This is a genomic window from Streptomyces sp. NPDC056160, assembly GCF_042268205.1.
Taxonomy (GTDB): domain Bacteria; phylum Actinomycetota; class Actinomycetes; order Streptomycetales; family Streptomycetaceae; genus Streptomyces.
Genome location: NZ_JBHJUW010000071.1, coordinates 18,818 through 41,690 on the forward strand (window position 1 = coordinate 18,818; position 22,873 = coordinate 41,690).

Sequence of the window (22,873 nt, forward strand, 5' to 3'; positions counted from 1 at the left end):
GCAACCCCCTGAGTCCGGCGGCAAGTCCCTTTCATGGTCACCCGGATGCGGCCCGCGGGGAAGAGCGCGGGACTCGTGTGAAGCAACAGTCCCCGCAGACACCGCCGCCGGGCACGCGGTAGTAGAGACAGCAACTACGCCGCCGGAAGCCGGTGGTGCCCCGGGCGCCCCAGGTGCCCGGGGTGCCCGCTCCGGCGAGCGCGGGGTGCGCGAGCAGGCGTACGGCCAGATCGTGGGCCTGTTGAGCGGCCTCGGGCCGGTCGTTCGCCCGTGCCCATCCGCCGAGCTGCCGCGCCGCGCCCACCAGCGCGGAGGCGGCGTTGCCCCGCAGCAGCCCCGGCGCGAGGCGGTGCCGGGCGCGCAGGGTCGCGGCCAGGGGTTCCAGGTGGGCGAGCAGGACTACGCGGGCGAGCGCGGCGGCGGCAGCAGAAGCAGCGGCGGCGCCGGAATCCGCATCATCGCTGTCGGATTCGGCATCGGAGTCGGAGACGGAAACGGAGGCGGAGACGGTGTCGGGGACGGGGGCGTTGTCGGTCGGGCGTACCTCCGTGAGCCACAGGTCGTCGGGGGCGCCGGCCGTGGGGTCCCAGCGGAGCAGGTCCGGTGCGAGGTCCGGGAGTTGTCCGTACCGTACGGTGCAGCCGAGGGCCACCGACCACAGCCGGGCGGCGAGCCCCTGGTGGGCCACCGAGGTGGCAACTCTCGCCTCAGGGGCGCGGATGCCCTCGGCGACCCGGCGCACCCGGACGGTGAGCGGGTCTGCGGCGTGCTCGCAGGACGGGGCGGCGTAGACCTGGGCGAGGGTGGGCAGCGGCCCTCGGGGCGGCTCGCCCGTGCGCAGGGCGAAGAAGCCGCCGAGCGGGCGGAGGGCGGCGAGTTCGGCGTCGGGTTCCACGAGGAGCAGTAGTACCAAGGGGCCGGCGGCCGCCGGGCCCCTAGGGGTGGGCTCGGGCGGTTTCTCAGGGGGTGCCCCTCGTAAGTCGCCCACCTTGGGGAGGACATCGGGGGACGGATACTCCGTCGGCAGTATGACCCATTGACTGCTCAGGGACGACGACGGGAAGCGATCGGCACGGCAAGGTGTTGAACCATGGAAGCCGCCTGTTCGCCGCGCCGGGGCCGCCGCCCCCGCCTCCCGCAGAGGACCAGCTCATGAGCGCCCTCGCGCTGTCCGTGCTGCTGTCACTCGTGTCCGCCGTCGCGTACGCGGGCGGCGCGATCGTGCAGGAGCAGGTCGCGGTGTCGGGCCCCGATGAGCAGTACGCGCCGCTGCGCCGGCCGGCCTGGTGGGCCGCGGTCGCCCTGAACGGCCTGGGCGCTCTGCTGCACGTGGTGGCCCTGGCCTGCGGACCGCTCAGTCTCGTCCAGCCGCTGGGCGCGCTGACCATCGTGTTCGCGCTGCCGATGGCTGCGCTCCTGGTCGGCCGCCGGGCGGGCGCCGCCGCGTGGCGCGGCGCGGTCATGGCGACGGTCGGCCTGGCGGGCCTGCTCTCCCTGGTGGGCGCCTCCCACACGCACTCCCTGAGCGGCGCGCAGCGCGTCGCCCTGGCCGCCTTCACCGGCGGTGCGGTGGTCGCGCTGACGGTGGCCGGGCGTGCCGCGCACCGGCATCCGGCGGTGCGCAGCGTGCTGCTCGCCATCGGTTCCGGGATCGCCTTCGGCATGTCGTCGGTGTTCACCAAGGCGGTCGCGGTGGACTGGACCACCGCTATCACGGCGTCGGACCTGCCGTCGCTCGCGGTGATCGGGGTCCTGGCGACCGCGGGCATGCTGCTGTCGCAGGCGTCGTACCGGGGCGGTGGCCTCGCGGCGCCGCTGGCCACGCTCACGGTCGTGAACCCGATGGCGGCGGCAGCGGTCGGTATCACCATGTTCGGCGAGACCTTCCGCTACGGGACCACGGGCACCGTGCTCGCCCTGGGCTGCGGCGTGGTGGCCGCCGGTGGCCTGATCCTGCTGACGACCGAGCGGATCGGGCGCACGGCGGCGGTGACGCCGGACGGGGCGGCGGCTCCGGAGGTTTCGGCGGCTCCGGCTCCGGCTCCGGTGAGTCTGGAGGGAGCGGTGACTCTGGAAGGGTCGGGGGCTCTGGAGGGGCCGGGGGCTCCGGCGGGAGCGGTCCTGGATTCCCCGCGGCTGCCCGCCGTGGTCCCCGCTCCCCCGGCACCACGGGAGGCGGCCCCGCGAGCCATACCGGAACAGGACGAAGCGCCGCTGGAGGTGGGGACGCTGTACGGCGGACCGCTCTGCGGCCTCGTGCACGGCCTGCCCTACGTCCCCGTGCCCGTGCTGGTCCGGCACCGGCCCCGGGTCAGATCCTGACGCCGTGCGCCCGGAGGTAGCCGACCGGGTCGATGTCCGAACCGAAACCGGGCCCCGTCCGCACCTCGAAGTGCAGATGCGGGCCCGTGACGTTCCCGGTGGAACCGGAGCGGCCGACGCGCTGCCCGGCGGTGACCGACTGCCCGGCCCGCACCGAGATCGCCGACAGGTGCGCGTACTGGCTGTAGCGGCCGTCGGCGTGCCGGATCACCACCTGGTAGCCGTAGGCGCCGCCCCAGCCGGCGGTGACCACCTGCCCGGCCCCGGCCGCGTGCACGGAGGTGCCGGTGGGAACCACGAAGTCGACACCCGTGTGATAGCCCTTTGACCAGTGGGGGCCGGACACCCTGTACCCGGTGCCGATGGGGCCGTGCACGGGGGCGACGAGGGCGTGCGAGGTGGTGTGCGAACTCGTGTGCGGCCGCCCGGCTCTGCTGCTGCCGGTCCGGGCGGCGGGCTTCGGCTTCACCGCGGGTTTCTGCTTCTGCGGCTGCTTCTGCGGCTGCTTCTGCTCGGGTTCGGCCTTGGTGCCCGGCCGGGTGGCCGGGGTGCGCTCCTTGTGCGGGGCCGGCGCCTGGTGCGGTGCGTGCAGGGAGAGCCGCTGTCCGGGCAGGATCAGGTCCGGATCGTCCCCGACGACGGTCCGGTTGTCGGCGTACAACCGATGCCAGCCGCCCCGGACATCACGGTCGTCGGCGATGCCGGAGAGGGTGTCGCCGCGGACCACCGTGTACATTTCGGCGGTGCCCGCGCGGGACTGCGGTGTGGTCTGCGGCCGGACGTCACGTACCGAGGTCGCGGTGCCGGTGTGCGCGGTGTGCGTCTGCGCCGCGAGTGACCGCGCCGTGTGCGACTGCTTCGTCTGCGACTGCACCGCGTGCGTCTGCGGGGTATGTGCATGCGTGTGCGCCGCCTGGGCGTGGGTCAGTCCGGCGCGCGGGGCGCACACCGGCCAGGCGCCGGGGCCCTGGCCGCCGAGCACCTTCTCCGCCACCGCGATCTGCTGGTCCCGGGTGGCGAGGTCGGCCCGCGGGGCGTATCCGGTCCCGCCGTACGCCGCCCACGTGGACCGGGTGAACTGCAGCCCGCCGTAGTACCCGTTGCCGGAGTTGGTGTTCCAGTCGCCGCTCGACTCGCAGGCGGCCACCTTGTTCCAGGTGGCCGCGTCGGCCGCGTACGCGGTGCCGGCGCCGATCAGCGGGATGGCCATGCCCGCGCCGCCCACCGTGACGGTCAGTGAGGCGCGGTTGATCCTGTTCGGCTGGTACCGGCGGTGCCGGCCGCGTGCGGCCATGTCCGTTCCCCCTCGCCATGCGTCAGGAGGGGCAAAAGTAGACGCCGCGAACGAGCCATGACAAGGCGGCAATCGGCCGCTTGCATATTTCAAGTGGCTTGTATCGTACGGGCATTGGCTGGATCAAGGACGAGGGGCGGACGGGCCCGGGAGACCGCCGGGGCAGAGCGGGCCGGCCCGGCCGCTACCGCGGGGGCCGGCAGGCGACGCCGATACGTCGGGCGGCCGCCGCGCGTGAGGCAGCCGTGCGGGACGAGGGCAGCAGGCGGTACGGATGTGCGGCCGACGTGTCGGCGGGCCAGGATGGTCGCAGGGCGGGCAAGCCTGCCCAGGGCCCCGGAAGGCTCCGGGCACCCCGGGAAGACCGGCCGGCCCCACGGACGGACCACATGACGCGGCGATCCATCGGATCTTTGAGGAGCAGGCGGTATGAGCACTACAGCCCAGATCGGCGTCACGGGGCTCGCGGTCATGGGCCGCAACCTCGCCCGGAACTTCGCGCGCAACGGCTACACGGTCGCGCTGCACAATCGCACGGCGTCCCGGACGACGTCGCTGGTGGAGGAGTTCGGCAGCGAGGGCGCCTTCGTCCCGACCGAGACCGCCGAGGAGTTCGTGGCGGCGCTGGAGCGTCCACGCCGGCTGGTCGTCATGGTCAAGGCGGGCGAGCCGACCGACGCGGTGATCCGGGAGTTCGCGCCGCTGCTCGAACCCGGCGACATGATCATCGACGGCGGCAACGCGCACTTCGCCGACACCCGGCGCCGCGAGCGGGAGCTGCGCGAGCAGGGCATCCACTTCGTCGGTACGGGCATCTCCGGGGGCGAGGAGGGCGCGCTGCACGGTCCGAGCATCATGCCGGGCGGTTCCACCGAGTCGTACACGTCGCTCGGTCCGATGCTGGAGAAGATCTCCGCGAAGGCGGCCGACGGAGCGCCGTGCGTGACGCACGTCGGCCCGGACGGTGCGGGCCACTTCGTGAAGATGGTCCACAACGGCATCGAGTACGCCGACATGCAGCTGATCGGCGAGGCCTACCAGTTGCTGCGTGACGTGGCCGGGTACTCGCCCGCGCAGATCGCGGAGGTCTTCCGCACCTGGAACACCGGCCGTCTGGACTCGTACCTCATCGAGATCACGGCGGAGGTCCTGGCGCACGTGGACGCGGCCACGGGCGAACCGTTCGTGGACGTGGTGGTGGACCAGGCCGAGCAGAAGGGCACGGGCCGCTGGACGGTGCAGATCGCGCTCGACCTCGGGGTGCCGGTGTCCGGTATCGCGGAGGCGGTCTTCGCGCGGTCCCTGTCCGGGCACGCGGCCCTGCGCCGGGCCTCGCGGCAGCTCGCGGGTCCGAAGGCGGAGCCGCTGTCCGAGGCCGAGGCGGCGGCGTTCGCGGACCGCGTCGAGCAGGCGCTGTACGCCTCGAAGATCGTGTCGTACACGCAGGGCTTCCACGAGATCGCGGCGGGCAGCGAGGAGTACGGCTGGGACATCGACCTGGGCGCGGTCTCCTCGATCTGGCGGGGCGGCTGCATCATCCGGGCGGCCTTCCTGGACCGCATCCGGGCCGCGTACGGCGCCCGTCCGGACCTGCCGAGCCTGCTGTCCGACGACACCTTCGCGCAGGAGATCGCAGCGGCCCAGGACGACTGGCGCGAGGTCCTCGTCGCCGCGACCCGGCGGGGCGTGGCCACCCCCGGCTTCGCCGCGGCGCTGGCCTACTACGACGCCCTGCGCGCCGAACGCCTGCCGGCCGCCCTCACCCAGGGGCAGCGCGACTTCTTCGGCGCGCACACCTACCGGCGCGTGGACCGCGACGGCTCCTTCCACACGCTGTGGGGCGGGGACCGCACGGAGGTGACGGCGTAGCGGGCGTGGGCGGCGCGTCCGCGGCAGGCCGGGCGAGCCGCCGTCAGGACAGCGGCGGCCCCGGCTCGGGGTTCGGCACCGGTTCCGGGCCCGGCGGGATCGGGGACGGAGAAGGCTCGGGCGGCCCCGGCGGCGGGCCGGGGGCCGGTGGCGTGGGCGCCGGGCCCGGAAGCGGCCCCGGCGGCACGGGCCCGGGCGGCGGAGTCGGGCCGGGACCCGGCGGTCCGGGGGCCGGCGGCGGCTCAGGGGCCGGATGCGGTTCGGGCGTGGGCACGGGGTCCGGCTGCGGTTGCGGACGCTGAGGCTCCGGGCCCGGCGCGGGCCCGGGTCCGGGAGTGGGCGGGGGCTGTACGGGGTCGGGGTACGGGTCGGTCATGGCGTCCTCCGGCCAGTCGGTCGACACGGACTCTGGACTACTCCCCCGCCTACCCGGCACCCGCCCGGCCAGTCACCCGGGGGCAGCACGGCGAAGACCCGGCCGGCCTCATCCGCGACGCGTCCGTCCGCGCTGCCCGCCGTCTGCCGTCCCCGGCACCGGCGTTCCGGCCTCGACGCCCCCGCCGGCCCTGTCGCCCGGCACAGCCACCCCGTCCCGCCGCCCGTCTCGGCCTGCCGCCCGCCGCATACCCCGGTGATCGCCGCCCGTCTCGGCCCTACCGCCCGCCGCATACGCCGGTGATCGCCGCCCGTACCGGCCCTACCGCCCGGCACAGCCACCCCGTCCCGCCGCCCGTACCGGCCGTTCCGGCCGCCGCCGACCCCGACGATCCGCCGCCCGTACCGGCCCCACCGCCCGCCGCCGCCGTCCGGCCCTGCCGCCCGTTACTGCCCTGCCGTCCGCCGCCCCATCCGGGCCCGCCACCCGGCACCGACCCCGGTGATCCGCTACCGCAGTCACCGCCGTCGACTCCGCCCGCCTCCTACCGCCCTGCGCCGCGAGGCGGCCCCGCCGCCCGCGCCGCCCGTGCCGCCGCCGTGAGTCCGAGGCGGGGGCTGGCCAGGACCGGGACGGACGTCGTCGTCAGGTTCCGCGCCCGGGCCATGGAGGCCTGGGCGAGGACGATGGCGTCGGCGTCCGTGACCGCGTCGGCGGCTGCCGCGACGTCCCGTACGTACCCGTCGGTGTCACCGGCCTCGAAGCGTGCCCAGGCACCGGGCACGAGGAGGGGACGGACGCGGACGCGGCGGCCGGCACGGCCGGCCTCCTCGGCCAGGAGTGCGACGGTGGGGGCGAGGGTGCTCTCCACCGCCGCGACGACCACCACCCGCGGGCCGGCGGCCACCGCCTCGGCCGCCATCGGCCGGTCGACTCGCAGCACGGGCAGCGCGCGCCCGGCGCCGGCCGCCTCCGCGACCGCGCCGATGGTCGAACAGGTGCACAGGACCGCGCCCGCGCCCTCGGACACGGCCCGGTCCAGCACCGCCGCCACGTCGTGCGCCACCGCGTCCGGACCGTCCCTGCCGGCCCTGCGCAGCAGGTCCTCGTCGACGAAGTGCCGCAGTCGCAGGCCCGGGTGGTCCTGCGCGCACAGGGCCTCGAAGACCGGGACGTGGACGGGCGAGGTGTGCAGCAGCGCGAGCACGGCGGGACCTGCCGGCGCGTGCGGCTCTGGCGACGGGGGCGGCACGGCACGGCCCTCGGTCGTGCTCAGAACCGCCCCGGGTGCGCCGCCAGCCACTCCTTTGCGGCCTGCCGCAGCCCGGGGCCGGGCGCGGGGGCCTCGTCCGGGTGGCGCGCGGCCCACTTGGTGACGTACGGGCACAGCGGGGCCACGGCGACGCCCTCGCGCCCGGCGGTGGCGTACAGTTCGCGCGCCAGGGAGCCCGCGATGCCCTTGCCCTCGTGGGCCGGTTCCACGATCGTGTGGACCGGAACGAGGGCACGCCCGGGCGACTCCAGGACGAAGTACTCGATGCGGCCGACCACTTCGCCTCCCGACACGGCCTCCAGCCGGCCGGCCTGCCGGTCGTCGCGGATCTCGATGTCACTCATGGGCGCTCTCCTCGCGGTGTGCGGTCAGGCGGGCACGGACAGCGGGCTGCGCTGCTGGTCCGAGGCCGGTACGGGGGCGGACGGGTCGGCGCCCAGTTCCACGATCCGGTTGTCCGCGTCCACGTGGACCACCCGCGGCTCCAGCGCCCGCGCCTCGGCGTCGTCGACCTGGGCGTAGCTGATGAGGATCACCAGGTCACCGGGGTGCACGAGGTGGGCCGCGGCCCCGTTGATGCCGATGACCCCCGAACCGCGCTCGCCCTCGATGACGTACGTCTCCAGCCGGGCGCCGTTGGTGATGTCGACGATGTGGACCAGCTCTCCGGGCAGGAGGTCGGCGGCGTCCAGCAGGTCCGCGTCGACGGTCACCGAGCCGACGTAGTGCAGGTCGGCGTGGGTGACGGTGGCACGGTGGATCTTGGACTTGAACAGAGTACGCAGCACTTTGGACTCCTGAATGACGGCTCCCTGCCTGCTTTGTGCAGGTCAAGGGCGATCTTCACTGTACATCGGCACACGTCGGACTCGAAGATTGTGAGGAACATCGTTTCACTTCGGTGAGCCGACTCCCTGCCTGGGCTTCCGCACGAACCAGGCTGTTGTGGCTCGTCGAACGCGCCCCACCCGAACACTCTTCGCGGAACGCGCCAGGACCGATACTGACGAAACGCTGACTTACCTGACGGCATATCAGGAGCGTGAGGGCACGGCCACGAGGTGGTCGGTGTCAGTGAGCGCCGCCGACGCGATGAGGACCAGCACCCCCGGGCCCCGGTGAAGTCGAGGCCCAGCTGGCGTCCAACCGCCCGCATGACTCGCAGGTGCAGCAGGGGCTAGATATGCCGGCAGCTCTGCTGAGGCTTTCGACGATGCCCACTACGGGCGCGTATCGGTCCGCCACGGACACGCCCTCGTGCGGAGCCGCACTTCCAGGCTGCGCCGCACTTTGTCAAATCCCCCTGGTGTCAGGGGAGGTGTCGTCTAGCGTCTGGTCTGTCGCGAAGGGATGGAGGCAGAGCTGATGAGCGGGAGCGGCGGGAAACGGAGCCGTCTTTCATCCAAGGCGGTTCTCGCCGTATGGGTGCGCAGTGGAGGCAGGTGCATGCTGTGCAACGCATACCTGCTGGAGGGGGCGATGTCGGGACGGACGCTTCCTTTGGGGGAGGTCGCGCACATCGTTGGGCAGAGCACTGATCCGCGCTCGCCGCGCGGCGGGGATCTGTTGGAGAAGGCGTTGCGGGATGAGGCGGACAATCTGATGCTGCTGTGTGCCCAGCAACATATGGAGATCGATGCGAAGGCCGCGCTGGACGTCTTCACCGTCGAGTGGCTGCGCCGTGTGAAGCAGGAGCATGAGGACCGTGTCAGGCACCTGACCGCGTTGGGGCCGGAGAGGGCCACCACGGTGGTGCGGATGGTGGGGTCGGTGCACGGAAATGCCGTCGAGCTGTCGCGGGAGACCGCTGCGGACGCTGTGACGGCAGGCCGCCGGTTTCCTTTGTATCTGGAGTCCTACTCCCGGCACGGTGTGGAGATAGATCTGCGGCACATTCCCGGCGAGCAGGCAGCCGCTGCCTGGGACGCGGAATCTGCCGCCGAGGCCAGCCGTCACTACTATCGGCAGGCGACCAAGGTCATCGATGACGTGGTCCGAAACCGGCTGCGACCAGGGATAGAGCGGGAATCCGTGCAGCATCTGAGCGTGTTCGGATTCGCGCGTCTGCCATTGCTGGTCTATCTCGGGTCGCTCTTGGACGACACCGTGCCGACGCACATCTACCAACGCCACCGACACGAGCAGTCCTGGGTGTGGTCTGCCGAGAGCGGCCCGGTGACCGAGTTCGCCGCGCATCCGGTTCAGGCCGGGCAAGACCGGGACGAGGCTGTCGTCGTGATGAACATCTCCGGGAGCATCGCGCCTTCGGAGGTTCCGCGGGACCTTTCGGCGCTGCGCCGCTACGAGGTCAGCCCGGTGGGCACGCAGGCCGGTCCGGACATACTGCGGTGCCGGGCGTCACTGCAACAGATGGAGGAAACGCTACGGACGCTTCTCGCACGGCTGGAAAGGGAGGCAAAGTCGCTGCGCCGCCTGCATGTCCTGCCTGCCGTTCCCGTCTCCGCGGCAATCGCCCTGGGCCGTGCTCACCATCCGCAGGTGCACCCGCAGCTCGTGATCTACGAGCGCTTGGCGGGCAGCTACATGCCCACCTTGGAGGTGGGGCAGGTTCCCGGCTGACCTGCGCACGGCGGCCCGGCCTGCGGCGCCGTGGAGCGCCTCCTCATCAGGGCTTGGAGATGTGGCCGCGGCGGGGTATCCCGAGTTCTGCCGGAGCGGAGCTGGGGGGTGCAGATCTTGCCGACGCCCGGCAGCCTCAAGGGGCTGACGGCCCTGCCGGGGATGCAGGGCCGCAGGTCCAGAGACGCGGGCAGTGCTCCCTACTCGCTGTACGGAATGAAGCGGTGTGCCGGGGCTGTCCTGGTGTGGGGCTGGGCGCACAGGTGGATCCCGGATACGGGGTGGCGCATCTGGATGCCCAGCAGGGTGATCAGGGTGGCGGTGGTTGCCATCAGGTCGGCGGCGGAGCCGTGGAATGTGGGAGTGGAGCAGCCTCTTGTGGGGCGCAGTTCGTCGTCCGGGGCGGGTTCGGCCCACAGTGCGTGGTACGCCTCGAGGTCGGGGGCGCTAAGGACGTGGCCGCCAGCGGTGTGATCGATGGTGGACAGGGGGGTGTGGGTGCCGGGGGCGGCGATGGTGAGGATTCCCAGGCTAGCGGTGAGGCTGTCCGTGGCGAGCTGGGACAGGACGGCTTTGCGGTGGGGCTGCTGGGCGAGGAGGTCGAGGAAGCGTCCGGCGGTGATGCTGACAGTGGCGTCGATGATGAGATCGGCTTGGTCCGCAGCGGTCAGGAGGGCGGGGTCGGGGGGCGGGGTCGCGATGTCGATGCGGATGTCGTCACGGATGGTCCGCAGGTGGGAGGCCAGTGCTGTCGCCTTGGTCATGCCGATGTGGCGTTCGGTGTAGTTCTGCCGCACCAGGAGGCCGCCGGTGACACGGCCGGGGTCGCAGAGGGTGAGATGTGAGGCGCCGGCCCGGGCCACCATCTCGGCTGCCCAGGAGCCGATGCCGCCACAGCCCCAGATGTGGATGTGACAGTCCTGGAACGCGCGGACGGGGCGGAGGGTGTCACGGCGGGTGGTGACTTCGGCGCGTTCGTCGGAGAGGTAGCACCATGCGATGGAGGCGTGGGCCAAGTCCTCGGGCAGACTGCCCAGGCGGCTGGGGGTCGCGCGGCGTGCGAGGCGGCGCAGCGTGTCGCTGGCCTGGGTCGGCAGGCGGCCGGCGAGGAGGAAGGGGGACGCTGCGGGTGTGGCGGGGTGTCGGACGGCGAGGACGAAGTACTGGGCGGTGCCTTCGGGGTTACGCAGGGCGCTGGCGGCGAGTGCCTTCAGCAGCGCCGAGGATGGGGCGTCGGCCGGTTGCGGGGCGTAGGCAGTGGCGGGGTGGGTGAGGGTGAGGAGTTCGGCCAGAGTGCTGCCCGCGCCCAGGGGCAGCGCGTCCACTGGCAGGATCGGGGTGCGGTGGCTGTTGGAGTCTGCGGGGGCGCTGGTCAGGTCGAGCCGGTCGGTGGTGCGCTGGGTGAGCCATGCCATGGCCGACCGGTGGGAGACAGGTTCTCGTACGACGACGGTGGGAGTGCCCGGGGTGTAGTGCAGGACACCCCCGACGGGGTGGTAAAGCGCGGTGGCGGGATCGAACCTGCCGGCTGCGGCGTCGCTGAGCCACTGCCACAGGCGGTTGATGACGGGGGTGATTCCGGCAGCGGGGTCCCATTCGCGGGCCGGATCGAGGTAGAGGCACAGTCGATCACCCTGCAGGATATGCGGGGTGCCGGCGAACCGAATGTGGGGGGTGCGCACCTGGGGCGGCATCATCGGGGTGGCGGGCAGAGCGAGGAGGAAGTCCTCACTCTCCTTGAGCTGCAGTCCTCCTGGAGCACGTGGCGTGCTGCCGGTGCAGACGCTGATGGGGATGGTGACCAGGCCGTCAGTGTCGATACGGGGGCGGCCGGTGATGCGCAGGTCCGGCTCGTGCGCGGCTGCCAGCGCGGTGAGCTCCTCCAAGAGGCAACGCTGGGAGAGGCTGGGGCGGGCTGCGGGCGACTTGCGTTTGGTCATCCGGCACGTCCGGTGCGGGAGGTCGTGGTGATGAGCAGCGGGGTGGCGAACTTGGCCACCGTGGGTGTGAGGGAGGCGGCGGCACGCGGCTGGCCGGGGAAGGCGTCGCCGAACAGCGTGCGCCACAGCCGCACGCTGCGGTCGTAGTCCGGCTCGTCGTAGGCTTCGCGGATCTCGCGGGCGTGGGCGTGGATGCGGGCCCGGAAGTAGCTGTAGGTCGTCTGGTCCCAGCGGTGGTCGAAGGTGACGCCCGATCCGGAAGGGTCGGCGATGGAGGGCTTGTAGGGGCGCTCCTGCAGCCATCGGTCGAGGTCCTCGACGATGGTGAGCAAGGTGGTGGGCACGTCGCTGTAGCAGCCGGGGTCCATGAGCTTCTTGATCTCCTCGACGCGTTCGCCGAGCAGGGTGGTAAGGATGATGGAGCGGGTGCCGGTGAAGGAGCCGCGGTGGTTGCGCAGGTACTTCATCAGGCGGATGACCTTGCGCAGGTTCTTGTTGGCGATGCCATCCTTCTTCTGCATCCAGGCGGTAAACCCGGCCGGGTTGGTCTGCTCCCAGGTGTTGGTGTCGCGGTTGACGATCACCTGGCGGCCGTCGGCCAGCTGAAGGTAGGGGACGATGTCGACGTGCATAGAGTTGGCGTAGCTGAGCTGCACGCAGCGACACTTGCGGGTGTGAGGCATGGCGCCGTAGATGCTGTGACGGTGGAGCGCGGCGTAGACCTTGTCGATGTAGATCTTGGGCCTGTCTGCCCACTCGGTGTTCTCGGTGAGGTGGAGCATGAAGTCGGCGTCGAACTCGCTGTCGCCGACGGGGTTGATGATGGTGCGCTGCGCCCAGGAGCCCTGAGGCTTCTTGCCGCTGATGAGCGAGCCGAGTTCGGAGTCGGCCTTGAGGGCCTTGTAGATGGCCTCGACGCGTACGTCGAGGAGGATGAGCTTGGCCTGGCTGAGGTTCACGGTGTTCTTGAGGAAGGTGTCGAAGTTCTTGCGGCACTGCATGGCGAGGATTCCTTTCTGCGGCGAGTCGGCTGAGGGCTCAGGGTGACGAAATGGGTGTGGGGGCACGCCGACGGGAGAGGTGACGGAATAGGGCATGAAGGGCCCGCGAAGGCATGTGGGCTTGCCCGCGATGGGGCGCGGTGGTGCGCACATGGGTGTGCTTGCGCGAGGGGCCTGGTGTGGGCTCGCGGAGGGGGCCGGCCATGGCACTGGGCAGAGGGTCGGCCGATGCACAGCATCAGCGGATGGCCTTGGGTGACGGCTGGCCATCGAGGGGAGCCGGTGCGGTCCGGTCGACGATGCCGGCCATCGTGGCCAGGCACGCGTACGCGGTACCGCCCGGGGGGTGGATTGTCCGTCAGCCTCACGCCGAGCAGGGGCCACCCGTTATGCACAGAGACCGGTCACTCTCTGCGGTAACAAGTACACCACACGCAGCGACACTCACGCAAGACACTTTTTGAAGGTCAGTCTGGCTGACATCTCCTCAGTGCGGGCCAGACAGTGGCTGGTTCGGCTCCTCCCCCTCAGCCTTGGGCAAACTGGGGGCGGGGGAGGCGAGAGGGGCACGGCTCCCAAGCGGGCGTGGCAGGGCGGCGCCAGGAACGCGCAGGGCGCGGCAGAGGGTCGGGCCGGCGGCCGGGTCCAGGTGGTGTCAGTGAGCGGGGCCGGAGACGATACCGAGGTTCATCAGACGGTAAGTCATGGCCACCTCACTCAACTGGAAACGCTTGGCCAGGACCCGCACGAGGTCGTCCGTCGTGCGGAAGCTAATGTGCTGTGACGCCCGGCGGACCATGTCCTCCGGGGCCAGCAGCGCCGCGGCGAATCGGTTGGCATCGATCTCCTCGCGGTCCGTGGCCATGCTCGAGACCGCGTTGCGGTAGTTCACGCGCGCGTCGGTGTCCAGAATAAGCGGGCGTCCTTCGTGCAGGCGCAGGTGCCCCAGTTCGTGCGCCACCGTGAAGCGCCGCCGTTCGAACGAGTGCGCTTGGTTGACGCCGATGACGCAGGCTCCGTCCTTGCGCAGGAGCATGCCAGAGACGTCGTCGTCCATGTGCTGCGGGACGACCAGGACGCCGAGGTGTTCGGCCAGGGCGAAGGGGTCGACCGGCGGGACGTCGATCCGGAATTCCCGCAGCAGCCCGCGGGCCGCCAGGTCAGCCTTCGCCACGGACACCCCTCCTCTTTGAGGCCTGCGCCCACACCGCGGCAACATCGGCGGCATGCCGCGCGGCAAGTCCGGACGCTTCGTCCAAGTGGAGCGAGGGAAGCAGGTCGGCAGGGTCTGCGTTGACCGCTGCGGCAATCAAGGCAAGCCGGTAAAGAGGCGGGGTCTGGGTCCCCGACTCGATGTTCGTGATCGAACCGCGCGTCAGCCCCGCCTGACGCCCTACGTACTCCTGCGTCACCCCGGCCCGTATCCGCGCCTCACGGATCAGCCGGGCAACGGTCTCGTTGAACTCCCGCTCGTCCACATATCCCCCAAGCGCTGCCAGTCTCACTGACAACCTAGTTCCCTGCCCTGCACCCGACCAGCCCTGGGCGGTGACACGCTGACCGGACCGGCCTGCTTCACCTGGCCGCCGGACGGCAAGGTTTGCCTGGGAATGGCGGGATGCCGTCAATCGACAGAAGGCGCACAGTACCTGCGGTGACAGGAGCACTGTCGATCGCCTGCCGGGGCAGGGGCAGCCATGCGGCGCGCCCGCGCACTTCTATCCCGCCGGGTGGTTCTGCGATGGCCAGTGCGCACCAAGATCCGGACCATTCCCGGACCAGCTCACGCCAGAAGGCCACACCTGCTGCCGTCTTCCCAGATCAGCATGGGCACCCCCCGCTGTACTACCAGCGGACGAAGCAGGTCGAAGGTCAGCAAGCGGGAGCACGGCCAGGGCGCATGCTGACCGTCTTGCTGACCTGAGAGGGGCACGTGATGCCCCTGACCTGCGGCGACGCCAAATAGTCAGACGGCTCTCTGCCTGCTTTATGCAGGTCAAGGGCAGTCTCGACCGTACACCGGGACGCGCCGGTCGAGGATTGTGAGGATTATCGCTCCGCTCGGACGGGACAGCTTCGCGCCTGGGCTTTCGCGCCGCGCCGGCGCCTGTTCGGGCAATTATCCGGGAGAGCCCAGCAACTCATGCTGACCGGATGCTGACTTGCCTGATGAACCATCAAAGGTGCGGGAGACCACTCTGCACACGGACGACGTGCGTCCCCGCACCGACCTGTCGGGCACCGACATCGCTCTGGTTCGTGGGACACGGTTCCTTTTGGTAATCGCCCGGGTCGGCGCTCGACCGCCCGGAAACCGGCTCGCTGCCTGCCGCCCGCCCGAGGCCCTCGGCAGCGTGGAACTCGCGAGCGAGGCAGGGCCGAGGCGCTGACACCGGACCGCCCGGGCCGAAGTCCAGCTCACGCGCCCCTGCGCACTTGCGTGCGCCGCTCCTCCCTTCCGTACGGTCCAGCCGATGGCGAACTGCCCTCGCACACCGTGAAGGAGAGCTGTTGAAGCCGACCGAGGAAGTGCTCCAGGACCTGACCCGGCCCTCGAACGTCTCCGTCCACTCCGACGACGCGCTCGTCGGGAAGGTGAAGGCCGCCATCACGGCGGACGACGAGAAGCGGAAGGAGAACGAGGACGAGCCGCTCCGCCGGAAGCCCGCCCTCGTCCCGATCCTGCCGACAGAGCTGCCCCGGCAGTTCGAAGTGACCCTCTGGGACGTGCTCCACACCCTCGCCCGGGCCACTGCCCTGTCGTGGCGCGGTGCGGGCCGGGGGCTGGCGGAGCACTGGGGCGCACTCAAGTACACCCAGGCCCTGGCCGGCGGTCGTGACTCCTTCCTCGGCCTCACCGACGAAGGCCACCGCATCGCGGACCACTACAAGTCGCTGCAGTCCGGGGAGCTCGGCATCGGCTTCGCGCTCACGGTCAGCGAGCACATGCTGCGCAGCCGTTTCCCCGACCATTCGGTGACGATAGTCCCCGCAGACACGGCGTTACGCGCGGGCTGGGCCCTCACCAGCAGGGACAAGGGCGAGAAGGTGAAGTACCGCTATCGTCCCCAGTACTTCGCCGAGGTCTGGCGGCCGGGCGAGCCGTCCCTTGCCATCACCCTCGCCTGCAAGGGCAACCACAGCGACTCCGCCACCTCCGCCGAGCAACTGGCCTCCGCCTCGGCTCACGCTGAAGCGGTCCACATCGGCACGTGGAACGAGACCCCCGGCCTGCTGTTCAGCACACAACTCCCAACGGACGGCGCCACGATGACCGTCCACACCCTCCAAGCGCCGGGCAGCGGCGGTCGGCTGTCCCCGGCTGAGGGCCGGGAAGCGAACCGGAACGCCCCGCCGTTCCAGGCGAACGTGATGCCGGACATCCATCCGCCGGCCGAGGGCCTGGTGGCACGGGAGCCCGTACGGGGCTGCCACGTGCAGCCGAAGGACTACGCCTGGTTTCAGGAGTCCCTGGCCCACACGACGGCAGCGGGCCTCATGGCCTTCACCGGCTCCGGCCACGCCACCGCCCGCCACCTGACCGACCGGCAGGGTCGCAAACGCTTCACCGGTCTCGAACACGCGGCCAGCATGAGCATCCAGGACGCCGCCCACACCCTCTTCGGCAACGAGTACGTCGGCACCGACCACGTCTTCCGCCTCAACGGCCCCCGCGTCGAGGCGTTCTCCGGCGTGGACAAGGAGGTCTTCCGACTCCTCGCCAGGGGCGACATCGAGGAGTACCGCGCCCTCGTCCACGCGAGCCGCCACGTCCGCCCCCGCCTCACCTTCGACAAGGACTGGGGCGGTCCGGTCTCCGTCCACGCCGACGGCTCCGTCTTCGCCCTGCGGCTGCTGCCGGGGCAGAACGAGGAACCCTGCGCGCGCCCGCCTCGCTGACGCACCGCTGAGACGACAGTTCCGTCCGGCCGGCCTCTGGGCGGACGACCAAACCACGTGACGGCCAGCAGCGTGGGCCTCGACTCGCGGTGACGGTGTAGGCGCGGGCGATGCAGAGCATGGTCTTGCTCACCCGCCCCGAAGGACGGCAGCGGATCCAGCCGGAAGCCTTCCGACCAATTCTTCAAGGTGGCCGATACCGAGTTCCACCGTTGAGGCCCGGACTGGACCTGGGAGTGGGAGCGGGATGCAGTGTTTGACCGTTACCGCAGCCCGGTTTCGCCGTGAGTCCACTGCGGGGTATCGCGCGGCCGCCACGCACATCCGTCGTGCAGGGCAGCCACCCACCGTGGACGAATCCGGGTTGGAACCTGCTGGCCACACCGCATCCTCTCGTTGCAACGGCGGTAGAGGGGATGGACGCGATGACCGCCTCTCAGGCGTTCTCGTCATGGATCCGCGCACCCAGATCCTCCGCCCACTCCAGCGCCCACGCCTTGAGTTCTTCGATCTGCCGGGAGGTGAGCCCGTACGCGGTGTAATCCTCATCCTCGTACCAGTCCGCGCCGATGAGCCGGTCCCGGAGGTCTTCGAGGCTGAACTCGTCGTGGGCGCGACGGCGGCCCAGGGATTCGAGGTCTGCGGTGGAGCGGTGGCGGGATGCGGCCTGGACGTCGATGAGGTCGCGGACGGTGCCGCGGTCGGCGAGAGCACGCACCTTGGTGCCGATCACGTCGTCGAGGGAAAGCACGGGGCCGTAGGGGGTCTGAGCGGGCGGAGCCCAGAACGCCTCCTTGAGGACATCGACCTCGCACTCCTCGCCGGTGTCCGGATCCGTGACGAGGAACCGGCCGCTGAGCGGATCGGTCTGGACGTGCGTGGTCCGCCATCCTCGCCCGCTGAGACCTGCTGTGAGCGAGGCGACGATCTCCTGCATCGGAGCGGGATTCTCGGTGGCGACGTCGAGGTCACGGCTGAAGCGTTCGACCAGGCCGTGGGCCTGCACGGCGTATCCGCCGGTGAGGACCAGAGGGTAAGGGGAGCCGATGTCGAGGATGTCGGCGAGGAGACGCTCGTGGAGCGGAGTGAGCTTCACGCGGCGGTCGTGTCGGCTGGAGCGGTGCGGAGCAGCTCGGGGAAGGCGTCCTCCCAGACCTCGCGGATGTAGGGACTGATCAAGCGCCGCAGCACAGGCCACTGCTCGGTGAGCAGCCGGTGGTGCAGGAGGGCCACCAGGTCCTCACTCAGTCCTTCGGCGAGGACGGTCCGGTAGAGCGTCATGCGGGACTTCGGACGGTCCAGGCTGTAGCTCGTCCGCCCGGACCAGACGATGTGGAGCGGCAGGTCCACGTCACCCTCGATGGGGCCCGCCAGCTCCTGCAAACGCTCGGGCAACCGGCTGCGGTAGCGGTCCCGCAGCATCTCGGCGCGGGGGACGGTGCTCGTCGTGTCCATGCATCCAGTATCGCTGCTGGGAGGCGGCGGCATGGCGGATACGGGGGCCCCTGCCGTACATACGGGTCAGGCGGCCACCCGCCCTTCTCGGATATCTCACCCAGTGGGCGCTTAGCGCATCCTCGCCTACCCGTGCAGGCCCCCATGCGGCGCGGCAACCGGCTGCCCTGCACGCCCGGACCAAGCCCGCCTGCGGGCGCGGGTGATCATGACGCAGCAGGTCACGCGGAGGGCCGCCGCGGTCGGACCGGCTGCGGCTTCGGTGGGAGCCAGAGACCTGTCGAGGTCACCCGTCATGGCGGCCACCTGGTCAGCAAGCTGGGACGCTCCCGCGCCCGATACTGACCATTTGCTGACCCGAAGGCGGCAATCATGGCTCTGACCCGCGGAAACACCCAAGCTAGATCTTCGACTTGAGCATGGTGCGCAGCATTCAGCACTCCTAGAAGACGGCTCCCTGCCTGCTTTCTGCAGGTCAAGGGCGTTCTTCACTGTACACCGGCACCTGTCGGGCTGACGTCGCGTCAGGTGCGTCAGCATCCTGCCCCGGACGTCGGCGGGGGTGGCGGAGCGGGACGGGCCGTCCGCCACGTCCTGGCCACCGTGCGACGTGGCCGGCCGGACGCCGAGGCCGGAGTGCCGGTGCGGCGGCGCCGTCGGCCCGCGTCGGCCGCCATGGGGTCATTCCTGCAGGCGAGCACCCCGGTGCACCTCACCCGCAACGCGCACATCGCATGCGCGCGTTGCGGGCCACGGCACCGGGCCGGCGAGTGGCCGGCGCGCGGCCTGCCGGTCCTGCGGCCGGACCGCGGGACCGGTCGGCTCAGCCGCCGCTCTTGCGCCTGAAGGACCGCTGGCTCGCGGCCGGGCCGTGCGCCGCACGCACCTTCGACGCATCCGGGTTGGCCGCGGCATCGGCGGCGTCCGCCTGCGCGCCGCGCTTGCGTGCCAGGGCTTCGCGGAACTTGCGCTTGAGGTCGTAGTTGCCGTCGTCGTCCGGCGCCAGAGGGGGCGTCTCGGCGTCGGCCGGCTCCGAACCTTCCGTAGTCACGGGCTCTGCGGTCATGATGACCTCCTGGGTTCGGGGATGGGGCAAGCACAGCTTGTCATGCCGGACGCGGTGCGTGGCGCCGGCGGCATGATCCCGCTTCGTTTCGGGCGGGCGCCCCCGCCCTGGTCGAGGGCGTTCGCTTCGTGGGCGGGGGTGCACTGGACGGCTTCGGGCCGCCGAGGGGGGCCGGGCCCGTAGCCGGGAGATCCGCTGACAGGGCGACGGCTCTCAGCCGTTGCGGCGCACGCGGGCGGCCTTGCGGGCCTCGGCGAGCTTGCGGGCCTCCCCGGCCTTGCGGGACTTGCCGCCGGCGCCGCGGGTGAGGTCCTTGCCGGTGCCGAGGCCGCGGAAGGGAGCATTGGTGTTCTTGGGCCGGGGGGCGGCGGGTCCGCCGTCGAGCGGGGTGCCGGAGGGGGCCTTGGCGCCGGTGATGCGGCTCAGCTCCGCCTCGCCCGAGCGCACCTTGGTGACGGTCGGCTCGATGCCGGCCCCGGCCATCATGCGGCTCGTCTCGCGGCGCCCGGCCGCCTGCACGAGCGTGACCACCCTGCCGGACGCACCGGCGCGGGCGGTGCGTCCGGCCCGGTGCACGTAGTCCTTGGGGTCGGCGGGCGGGTCGACGTTGACCACGAGGTCGAGGTCGTCGACGTGCAGGCCGCGGGCCGCGACGTCGGTCGCCACCAGAACGGTGATCAGGCCGTTCTTGAACTGCGTCAGGGTCCGTGTGCGCTGGGGCTGGGACTTGCCGCTGTGCAGGGCCCCGGCGTGCACCCCGACGGCCCGCAGGTGCCGGGTGAGCTGGTCGACGGCGTGCTTGGTGTCGCGGAACAGCAGGACGCGGCCGTCGCGGGCGGCGATCTCCGTGACGACGGCGTAGAGGTCGGGGCCGTGGACGACCAGAAGGTGGTGCTCCATCGTCGAGACCGTGCCCGCGGGCGGGTCGACGGAGTGGACGACGGGGTCGCGGAGGTAGCGGCTGACCAGCTGGTCGACGTCGCGGTCCAAAGTGGCCGAGAACAGCATCCGCTGGCCGTCGGGGTGCACCTGGTCGAGCGCGTCGACGACCTGCGGCAGGAATCCCAGGTCGCACATGTGGTCGGCCTCGTCCAGCACGGTGATCCGCACCCGTCCCAGGCGGCAGGCGTTGCGCTCGATCAGGTCGTGCAGGCGTCCGGGGGTGGCGACGACCACCTCGGCTCCCTGGCGCAGCGCGGCGACCTGCCGGCCGGTCGACAGGCCTCCGACGACCGTGGCCATGCGCAGCCGCAGTGCCTCGGCGTACGGTGCCAGCGCCTCGGTGACCTGTTGGGCCAGCTCCCGTGTGGGCACGAGAATCAGCGCGAGGGGCTGCTTCGGTTCGGCGCGCCGCCCAGCCGTACGTGTCAGCAGCGGCAGGCCGAAGGCGAGCGTCTTGCCCGATCCGGTGCGCCCGCGCCCCAGGACATCGCGCCCCTCCAGGGCGTCGGGCAGTGTGGCGGCCTGGATCGGGAAGGGTTCGCGCACCCCGAGTCCGCTCAGTGTCCGCACCACCTCCACCGGCAGTTCCAGGTCGGCGAAGGAGGCGGCAGGGGGCAGCGCCGGGGTCGTGGCCCCGCGCTGGGCGGGACCGCCCTGAGCGATGCCGGAGCCGTCGGGATGCTTCATGACCAGCCTTCCGCAGGGGAACGTACCGAGGAAGGCCCGGCAGGATCGAACAGCCCGCGCACCGGCGGAACCGAACAGGGTGAATCGCCCACCGCGACGACCACGCAAACGCGTCAGGCTAACACAACAGATGACATGGCCCCCTTCCCGCTCGTCCGGGTCGTCAGGGCAGCGTCCGGAACCGGGCCGTGAAGAGGTGGAGGACGACAGCCCGGAAGGGCGGCGCCACCGCGACGGCACCGAGGCCGCGCGGGGCGGTCCTCGCCGGTTCGTCCGGTGGTGGCCGCAGCCACCGCCCGAGCAGCCGGTTCACGTAGCGGGGCATCGTCGGCAAGCTCCTGATGAAACTCGACGGCAGGTTGCCCACCAGCGGCCCGGTCCAGAGCGGCAGGTGCGGCGGCGGAACGGGCGTCAGCGGGACGAGGGCCCGGCGGGGACGGCCGAGAGCAGCCTCCTGCGCCGGACGGGCACCGCGTCGGCGCTCCGGCTCGTGTTCGGGTGCCGGGTCCGGGTCCGGGTCCGGGTCCGCCGATAGAATGTGACGGGCCGGAGCGGGCCGGTCGATCCGGAAGGGTGTCGTCATGGCCGGACAGATCAGCTACCGAAGGATCTACGAGGACGTGTCGCCGCGGGACGGCAGGCGTGTCCTCGTCGACCGCCTGTGGCCCAGGGGCGTGAGCAAAGAGGACGCCCACCTGGACGAGTGGCTGCGGGACGTCGCCCCCTCCACCGATCTGCGCCGCTGGTACCACCACGATGCCGACCGCTTCGCCGAGTTCCGCCGCCGTTACGCCTCCGAGCTGGGCGACCCCGATCACCGCACGGCCGTCGAGCGTCTGCGTGAGCTGGCGGCCCGGGACGACGTCACCCTGCTCACCGCCACCAAGGACGTGGACCACAGCGAAGCCGCGGTCCTCGCCGACTGGCTGAACCACGCCGGGCGCCGGGGCGCCTGACGGGCGCGACCGGCTGACGTCACGCCCGGCCCATCCCGCGTCACGAACCTGGAGGCACGTTCCGTGGTCGAGTCGCAGTCCGTGATCGCTCCGCCCGCCCGGTCCGCCCTCTTCCTCGTGTGCGCCATCACCTCCGGTGGTGAGACCGCCGTGCGCGACCTGCTCCCCGACGTGGCCGGTCTGAAGCGGTCGGTGGGTTTTAGGGCGCCGGACGACGAACTCAGCTGCGTCGTGGGCATCGGCTCCGCCGCCTGGGACCGCCTCTTCGCCGGACCGCGCCCGCGCGACCTGCACCCGTTCGTGCCGCTGACCGGCGCCCGTCACCACGCTCCGTCCACCCCGGGCGACCTGCTCTTCCACCTGCGCGCCCGGCGCATGGACCTCTGTTTCGAGACGGCCCAGCTGATCGGCGAGCGCCTGCGCGGTGCCGTCACCGTGGTGGACGAGGTGCACGGCTTCAAGTCCTTCGACGAACGCGACCTGCTCGGCTTCGTCGACGGCAGCGAGAACCCGGAGGGCCGGCCGGCCGTCGACGCCGTCCACGTCGGCGCGGAGGACCCCGGATTCGCGGGCGGCAGTTACGTCGTCGTGCAGAAGTACCTGCACGACCTCACGGCCTGGAAGGCACTGCCGGTCGAGGAGCAGGAGAAGGTCATCGGCCGCTCCAAGCCGGACAACGTGGAGATGCCCGACGACGTCAAACCCGCCGACTCGCACGTCGCGCTCAACACGGTCACCGACGAGGACGGCACCGAACGGAAGATCGTGCGGGACAACATGCCCTTCGGCCGGATCGGCGCGGGCGAGTTCGGCACCTACTTCATCGGGTACGCGCGTACGCCCGCGGTGATCGAGCAGATGCTGCGGAACATGTTCCTCGGCGACCGGCCCGGCGTGCACGACCGGATCCTCGACTTCTCCACGGCGGTCACCGGCGGCCTCTTCCACGTGCCGAGCGCCGACTTCCTCGACGGTCCGCCGCCCGCGCCGGCGGCCGCCTCCGTGCCGGAGCGTTCCCAGGGCGCCGGCGGTCTCGAAGGTGCCTGATCACATGTCCAGGCCCCGCCGGACACCGGCGTTCCCGGTCAGCGCCGACGAGGCCGTGGTGGCGCTCAGCGCCTCCTCCTGAGCCTCCCGCACCGGCCCGCGGGCCGGTGCGGGACGCGGGTGTCAGCCGGGGGGCCGGTTGACCGCCCGCCCCTCGATACGGCC

At 71.5% G+C, this 22,873-nt stretch carries 20 protein-coding genes; 6 read left to right on the forward strand and 14 right to left on the reverse strand.

The features are described 5' to 3' along the window. Nucleotides 1-37 precede the first annotated feature (37 nt). Nucleotides 38-913: a (2Fe-2S)-binding protein gene (locus ACFC02_RS24685; RefSeq protein WP_376361233.1), complete on the reverse strand. Its 876-nt coding sequence runs from the start codon at nt 911-913 to the stop codon at nt 38-40. 239 nt (nt 914-1,152) lie between these two features. Here ACFC02_RS24685 and ACFC02_RS24690 point away from each other — a divergent pair, with 239 nt between their 5' ends. After that, nucleotides 1,153-2,322 carry a DMT family transporter gene (locus ACFC02_RS24690; protein WP_376361236.1) on the forward strand — a complete coding sequence of 390 codons (1,170 nt, stop codon included), beginning with the start codon at nt 1,153-1,155 and terminating at the stop codon, nt 2,320-2,322. On the opposite strand, the gene ACFC02_RS24695 is transcribed toward ACFC02_RS24690, so the two are convergent. Then, nucleotides 2,312-3,616: a transglycosylase family protein gene (locus tag ACFC02_RS24695; protein WP_376361239.1), complete on the reverse strand. Its 1,305-nt coding sequence runs from the start codon at nt 3,614-3,616 to the stop codon at nt 2,312-2,314. The genes ACFC02_RS24690 and ACFC02_RS24695 overlap by 11 nt on opposite strands. A gap of 429 nt (nt 3,617-4,045) precedes the next feature. Between ACFC02_RS24695 and gndA the strand changes: the two genes are divergently transcribed. Beyond that, on the forward strand, nt 4,046-5,485 hold the full coding sequence (gene gndA / locus ACFC02_RS24700; protein ID WP_376361242.1) for an NADP-dependent phosphogluconate dehydrogenase: 1,440 nt from the start codon (nt 4,046-4,048) through the stop codon (nt 5,483-5,485). Between the two features lie 920 nt (nt 5,486-6,405). On the opposite strand, the gene ACFC02_RS24705 is transcribed toward gndA, so the two are convergent. From ACFC02_RS24705 to panD, 3 genes are all read right to left on the reverse strand, one after another. Next, nucleotides 6,406-7,068: an aspartate/glutamate racemase family protein gene (locus ACFC02_RS24705; protein ID WP_376361245.1), complete on the reverse strand. Its 663-nt coding sequence runs from the start codon at nt 7,066-7,068 to the stop codon at nt 6,406-6,408. 65 nt (nt 7,069-7,133) lie between these two features. Beyond that, nucleotides 7,134-7,478, reverse strand: a complete 345-nt coding sequence (locus ACFC02_RS24710; protein ID WP_376361248.1) for a GNAT family N-acetyltransferase — start codon at nt 7,476-7,478, stop codon at nt 7,134-7,136. Nucleotides 7,479-7,502: 24 nt separating this feature from the next. Continuing rightward, nucleotides 7,503-7,922 (reverse strand): aspartate 1-decarboxylase, encoded by a 420-nt coding sequence (panD, locus tag ACFC02_RS24715; RefSeq protein ID WP_376361251.1) that lies wholly within the window; start codon nt 7,920-7,922, stop codon nt 7,503-7,505. A 658-nt stretch (nt 7,923-8,580) separates the two neighbouring features. Here panD and ACFC02_RS24720 point away from each other — a divergent pair. Beyond that, the gene (locus tag ACFC02_RS24720; protein ID WP_376361254.1) at nt 8,581-9,714 is read left to right on the forward strand and encodes an SAVED domain-containing protein; all 1,134 of its coding nucleotides are present in this window, start codon (nt 8,581-8,583) and stop codon (nt 9,712-9,714) included. A 200-nt stretch (nt 9,715-9,914) separates the two neighbouring features. Here ACFC02_RS24720 and ACFC02_RS24725 read toward each other — a convergent pair whose 3' ends face one another. The 4 genes from ACFC02_RS24725 to ACFC02_RS24740 all read right to left on the reverse strand — a co-directional run bounded on the left by ACFC02_RS24725 (nt 9,915) and on the right by ACFC02_RS24740 (nt 14,133). Further along, nucleotides 9,915-11,600 (reverse strand): ThiF family adenylyltransferase, encoded by a 1,686-nt coding sequence (locus ACFC02_RS24725; protein ID WP_376361258.1) that lies wholly within the window; start codon nt 11,598-11,600, stop codon nt 9,915-9,917. A 50-nt stretch (nt 11,601-11,650) separates the two neighbouring features. Then, entirely contained in the window at nt 11,651-12,655 is a 1,005-nt protein-coding gene (locus ACFC02_RS24730) for a cyclic GMP-AMP synthase DncV-like nucleotidyltransferase (RefSeq protein ID WP_376361261.1), read from the reverse strand. Between the two features lie 655 nt (nt 12,656-13,310). Then, entirely contained in the window at nt 13,311-13,829 is a 519-nt protein-coding gene (locus ACFC02_RS24735) for an ImmA/IrrE family metallo-endopeptidase (RefSeq protein ID WP_376361264.1), read from the reverse strand. Then, nucleotides 13,816-14,133 carry a helix-turn-helix domain-containing protein gene (locus ACFC02_RS24740; protein ID WP_376361267.1) on the reverse strand — a complete coding sequence of 106 codons (318 nt, stop codon included), beginning with the start codon at nt 14,131-14,133 and terminating at the stop codon, nt 13,816-13,818. Before ACFC02_RS24740 ends, ACFC02_RS24735 begins: the two co-directional genes overlap by 14 nt. Nucleotides 14,134-15,166: 1,033 nt before the next feature. On the opposite strand from ACFC02_RS24740, the gene ACFC02_RS24745 reads away from it, so the two are divergent. Continuing rightward, nucleotides 15,167-16,555: a hypothetical protein gene (locus ACFC02_RS24745; RefSeq protein WP_376361270.1), complete on the forward strand. Its 1,389-nt coding sequence runs from the start codon at nt 15,167-15,169 to the stop codon at nt 16,553-16,555. 436 nt (nt 16,556-16,991) lie between these two features. Here ACFC02_RS24745 and ACFC02_RS24750 read toward each other — a convergent pair whose 3' ends face one another. The 5 genes from ACFC02_RS24750 to ACFC02_RS24770 form a co-directional block, all read right to left on the reverse strand. After that, the gene (locus tag ACFC02_RS24750) at nt 16,992-17,651 is read right to left on the reverse strand and encodes a nucleotidyl transferase AbiEii/AbiGii toxin family protein (RefSeq protein WP_376361273.1); all 660 of its coding nucleotides are present in this window, start codon (nt 17,649-17,651) and stop codon (nt 16,992-16,994) included. Then, nucleotides 17,648-18,010 carry a hypothetical protein gene (locus ACFC02_RS24755; RefSeq protein WP_376361276.1) on the reverse strand — a complete coding sequence of 121 codons (363 nt, stop codon included), beginning with the start codon at nt 18,008-18,010 and terminating at the stop codon, nt 17,648-17,650. Before ACFC02_RS24755 ends, ACFC02_RS24750 begins: the two co-directional genes overlap by 4 nt. 823 nt (nt 18,011-18,833) lie before the next feature. Further along, complete coding sequence (locus ACFC02_RS24760; protein ID WP_376361279.1) at nt 18,834-19,076, reverse strand: DUF5302 domain-containing protein; 243 nt, start codon at nt 19,074-19,076, stop codon at nt 18,834-18,836. Between the two features lie 213 nt (nt 19,077-19,289). Further along, complete coding sequence (locus ACFC02_RS24765) at nt 19,290-20,705, reverse strand: DEAD/DEAH box helicase (RefSeq protein WP_376361282.1); 1,416 nt, start codon at nt 20,703-20,705, stop codon at nt 19,290-19,292. Between the two features lie 163 nt (nt 20,706-20,868). Further along, nucleotides 20,869-21,288 (reverse strand): hypothetical protein, encoded by a 420-nt coding sequence (locus tag ACFC02_RS24770; protein WP_376361285.1) that lies wholly within the window; start codon nt 21,286-21,288, stop codon nt 20,869-20,871. Between ACFC02_RS24770 and ACFC02_RS24775 the strand changes: the two genes are divergently transcribed. Continuing rightward, nucleotides 21,287-21,661 carry a DUF488 domain-containing protein gene (locus tag ACFC02_RS24775; protein ID WP_376361288.1) on the forward strand — a complete coding sequence of 125 codons (375 nt, stop codon included), beginning with the start codon at nt 21,287-21,289 and terminating at the stop codon, nt 21,659-21,661. The two genes, ACFC02_RS24770 and ACFC02_RS24775, sit on opposite strands and share 2 nt — an antisense overlap. 63 nt (nt 21,662-21,724) lie before the next feature. After that, the gene (locus ACFC02_RS24780) at nt 21,725-22,708 is read left to right on the forward strand and encodes a Dyp-type peroxidase (RefSeq protein ID WP_376361291.1); all 984 of its coding nucleotides are present in this window, start codon (nt 21,725-21,727) and stop codon (nt 22,706-22,708) included. Nucleotides 22,709-22,873: the final 165 nt, after the last annotated feature.

Excerpts from the sequence above, each read along its gene's own strand:
- ACFC02_RS24730 (WP_376361261.1), bottom strand. The coding sequence starts at position 12,655 with ATGCAGTGCCGCAAGAACTTCGACACCTTCCTCAAGAACACCGTGAAC.
- ACFC02_RS24770 (WP_376361285.1), bottom strand. The coding sequence starts at position 21,288 with ATGACGACACCCTTCCGGATCGACCGGCCCGCTCCGGCCCGTCACATT.
- ACFC02_RS24720 (WP_376361254.1), top strand. The coding sequence starts at position 8,581 with ATGCTGTGCAACGCATACCTGCTGGAGGGGGCGATGTCGGGACGGACG.
- ACFC02_RS24695 (WP_376361239.1), bottom strand. The coding sequence starts at position 3,616 with ATGGCCGCACGCGGCCGGCACCGCCGGTACCAGCCGAACAGGATCAAC.
- gndA (WP_376361242.1), top strand. The coding sequence starts at position 4,046 with ATGAGCACTACAGCCCAGATCGGCGTCACGGGGCTCGCGGTCATGGGC.
- ACFC02_RS24710 (WP_376361248.1), bottom strand. The coding sequence starts at position 7,478 with ATGAGTGACATCGAGATCCGCGACGACCGGCAGGCCGGCCGGCTGGAG.
- ACFC02_RS24690 (WP_376361236.1), top strand. The coding sequence starts at position 1,153 with ATGAGCGCCCTCGCGCTGTCCGTGCTGCTGTCACTCGTGTCCGCCGTC.
- ACFC02_RS24765 (WP_376361282.1), bottom strand. The coding sequence starts at position 20,705 with ATGAAGCATCCCGACGGCTCCGGCATCGCTCAGGGCGGTCCCGCCCAG.
- ACFC02_RS24755 (WP_376361276.1), bottom strand. The coding sequence starts at position 18,010 with ATGGACACGACGAGCACCGTCCCCCGCGCCGAGATGCTGCGGGACCGC.
- ACFC02_RS24775 (WP_376361288.1), top strand. The coding sequence starts at position 21,287 with ATGGCCGGACAGATCAGCTACCGAAGGATCTACGAGGACGTGTCGCCG.
- ACFC02_RS24760 (WP_376361279.1), bottom strand. The coding sequence starts at position 19,076 with ATGACCGCAGAGCCCGTGACTACGGAAGGTTCGGAGCCGGCCGACGCC.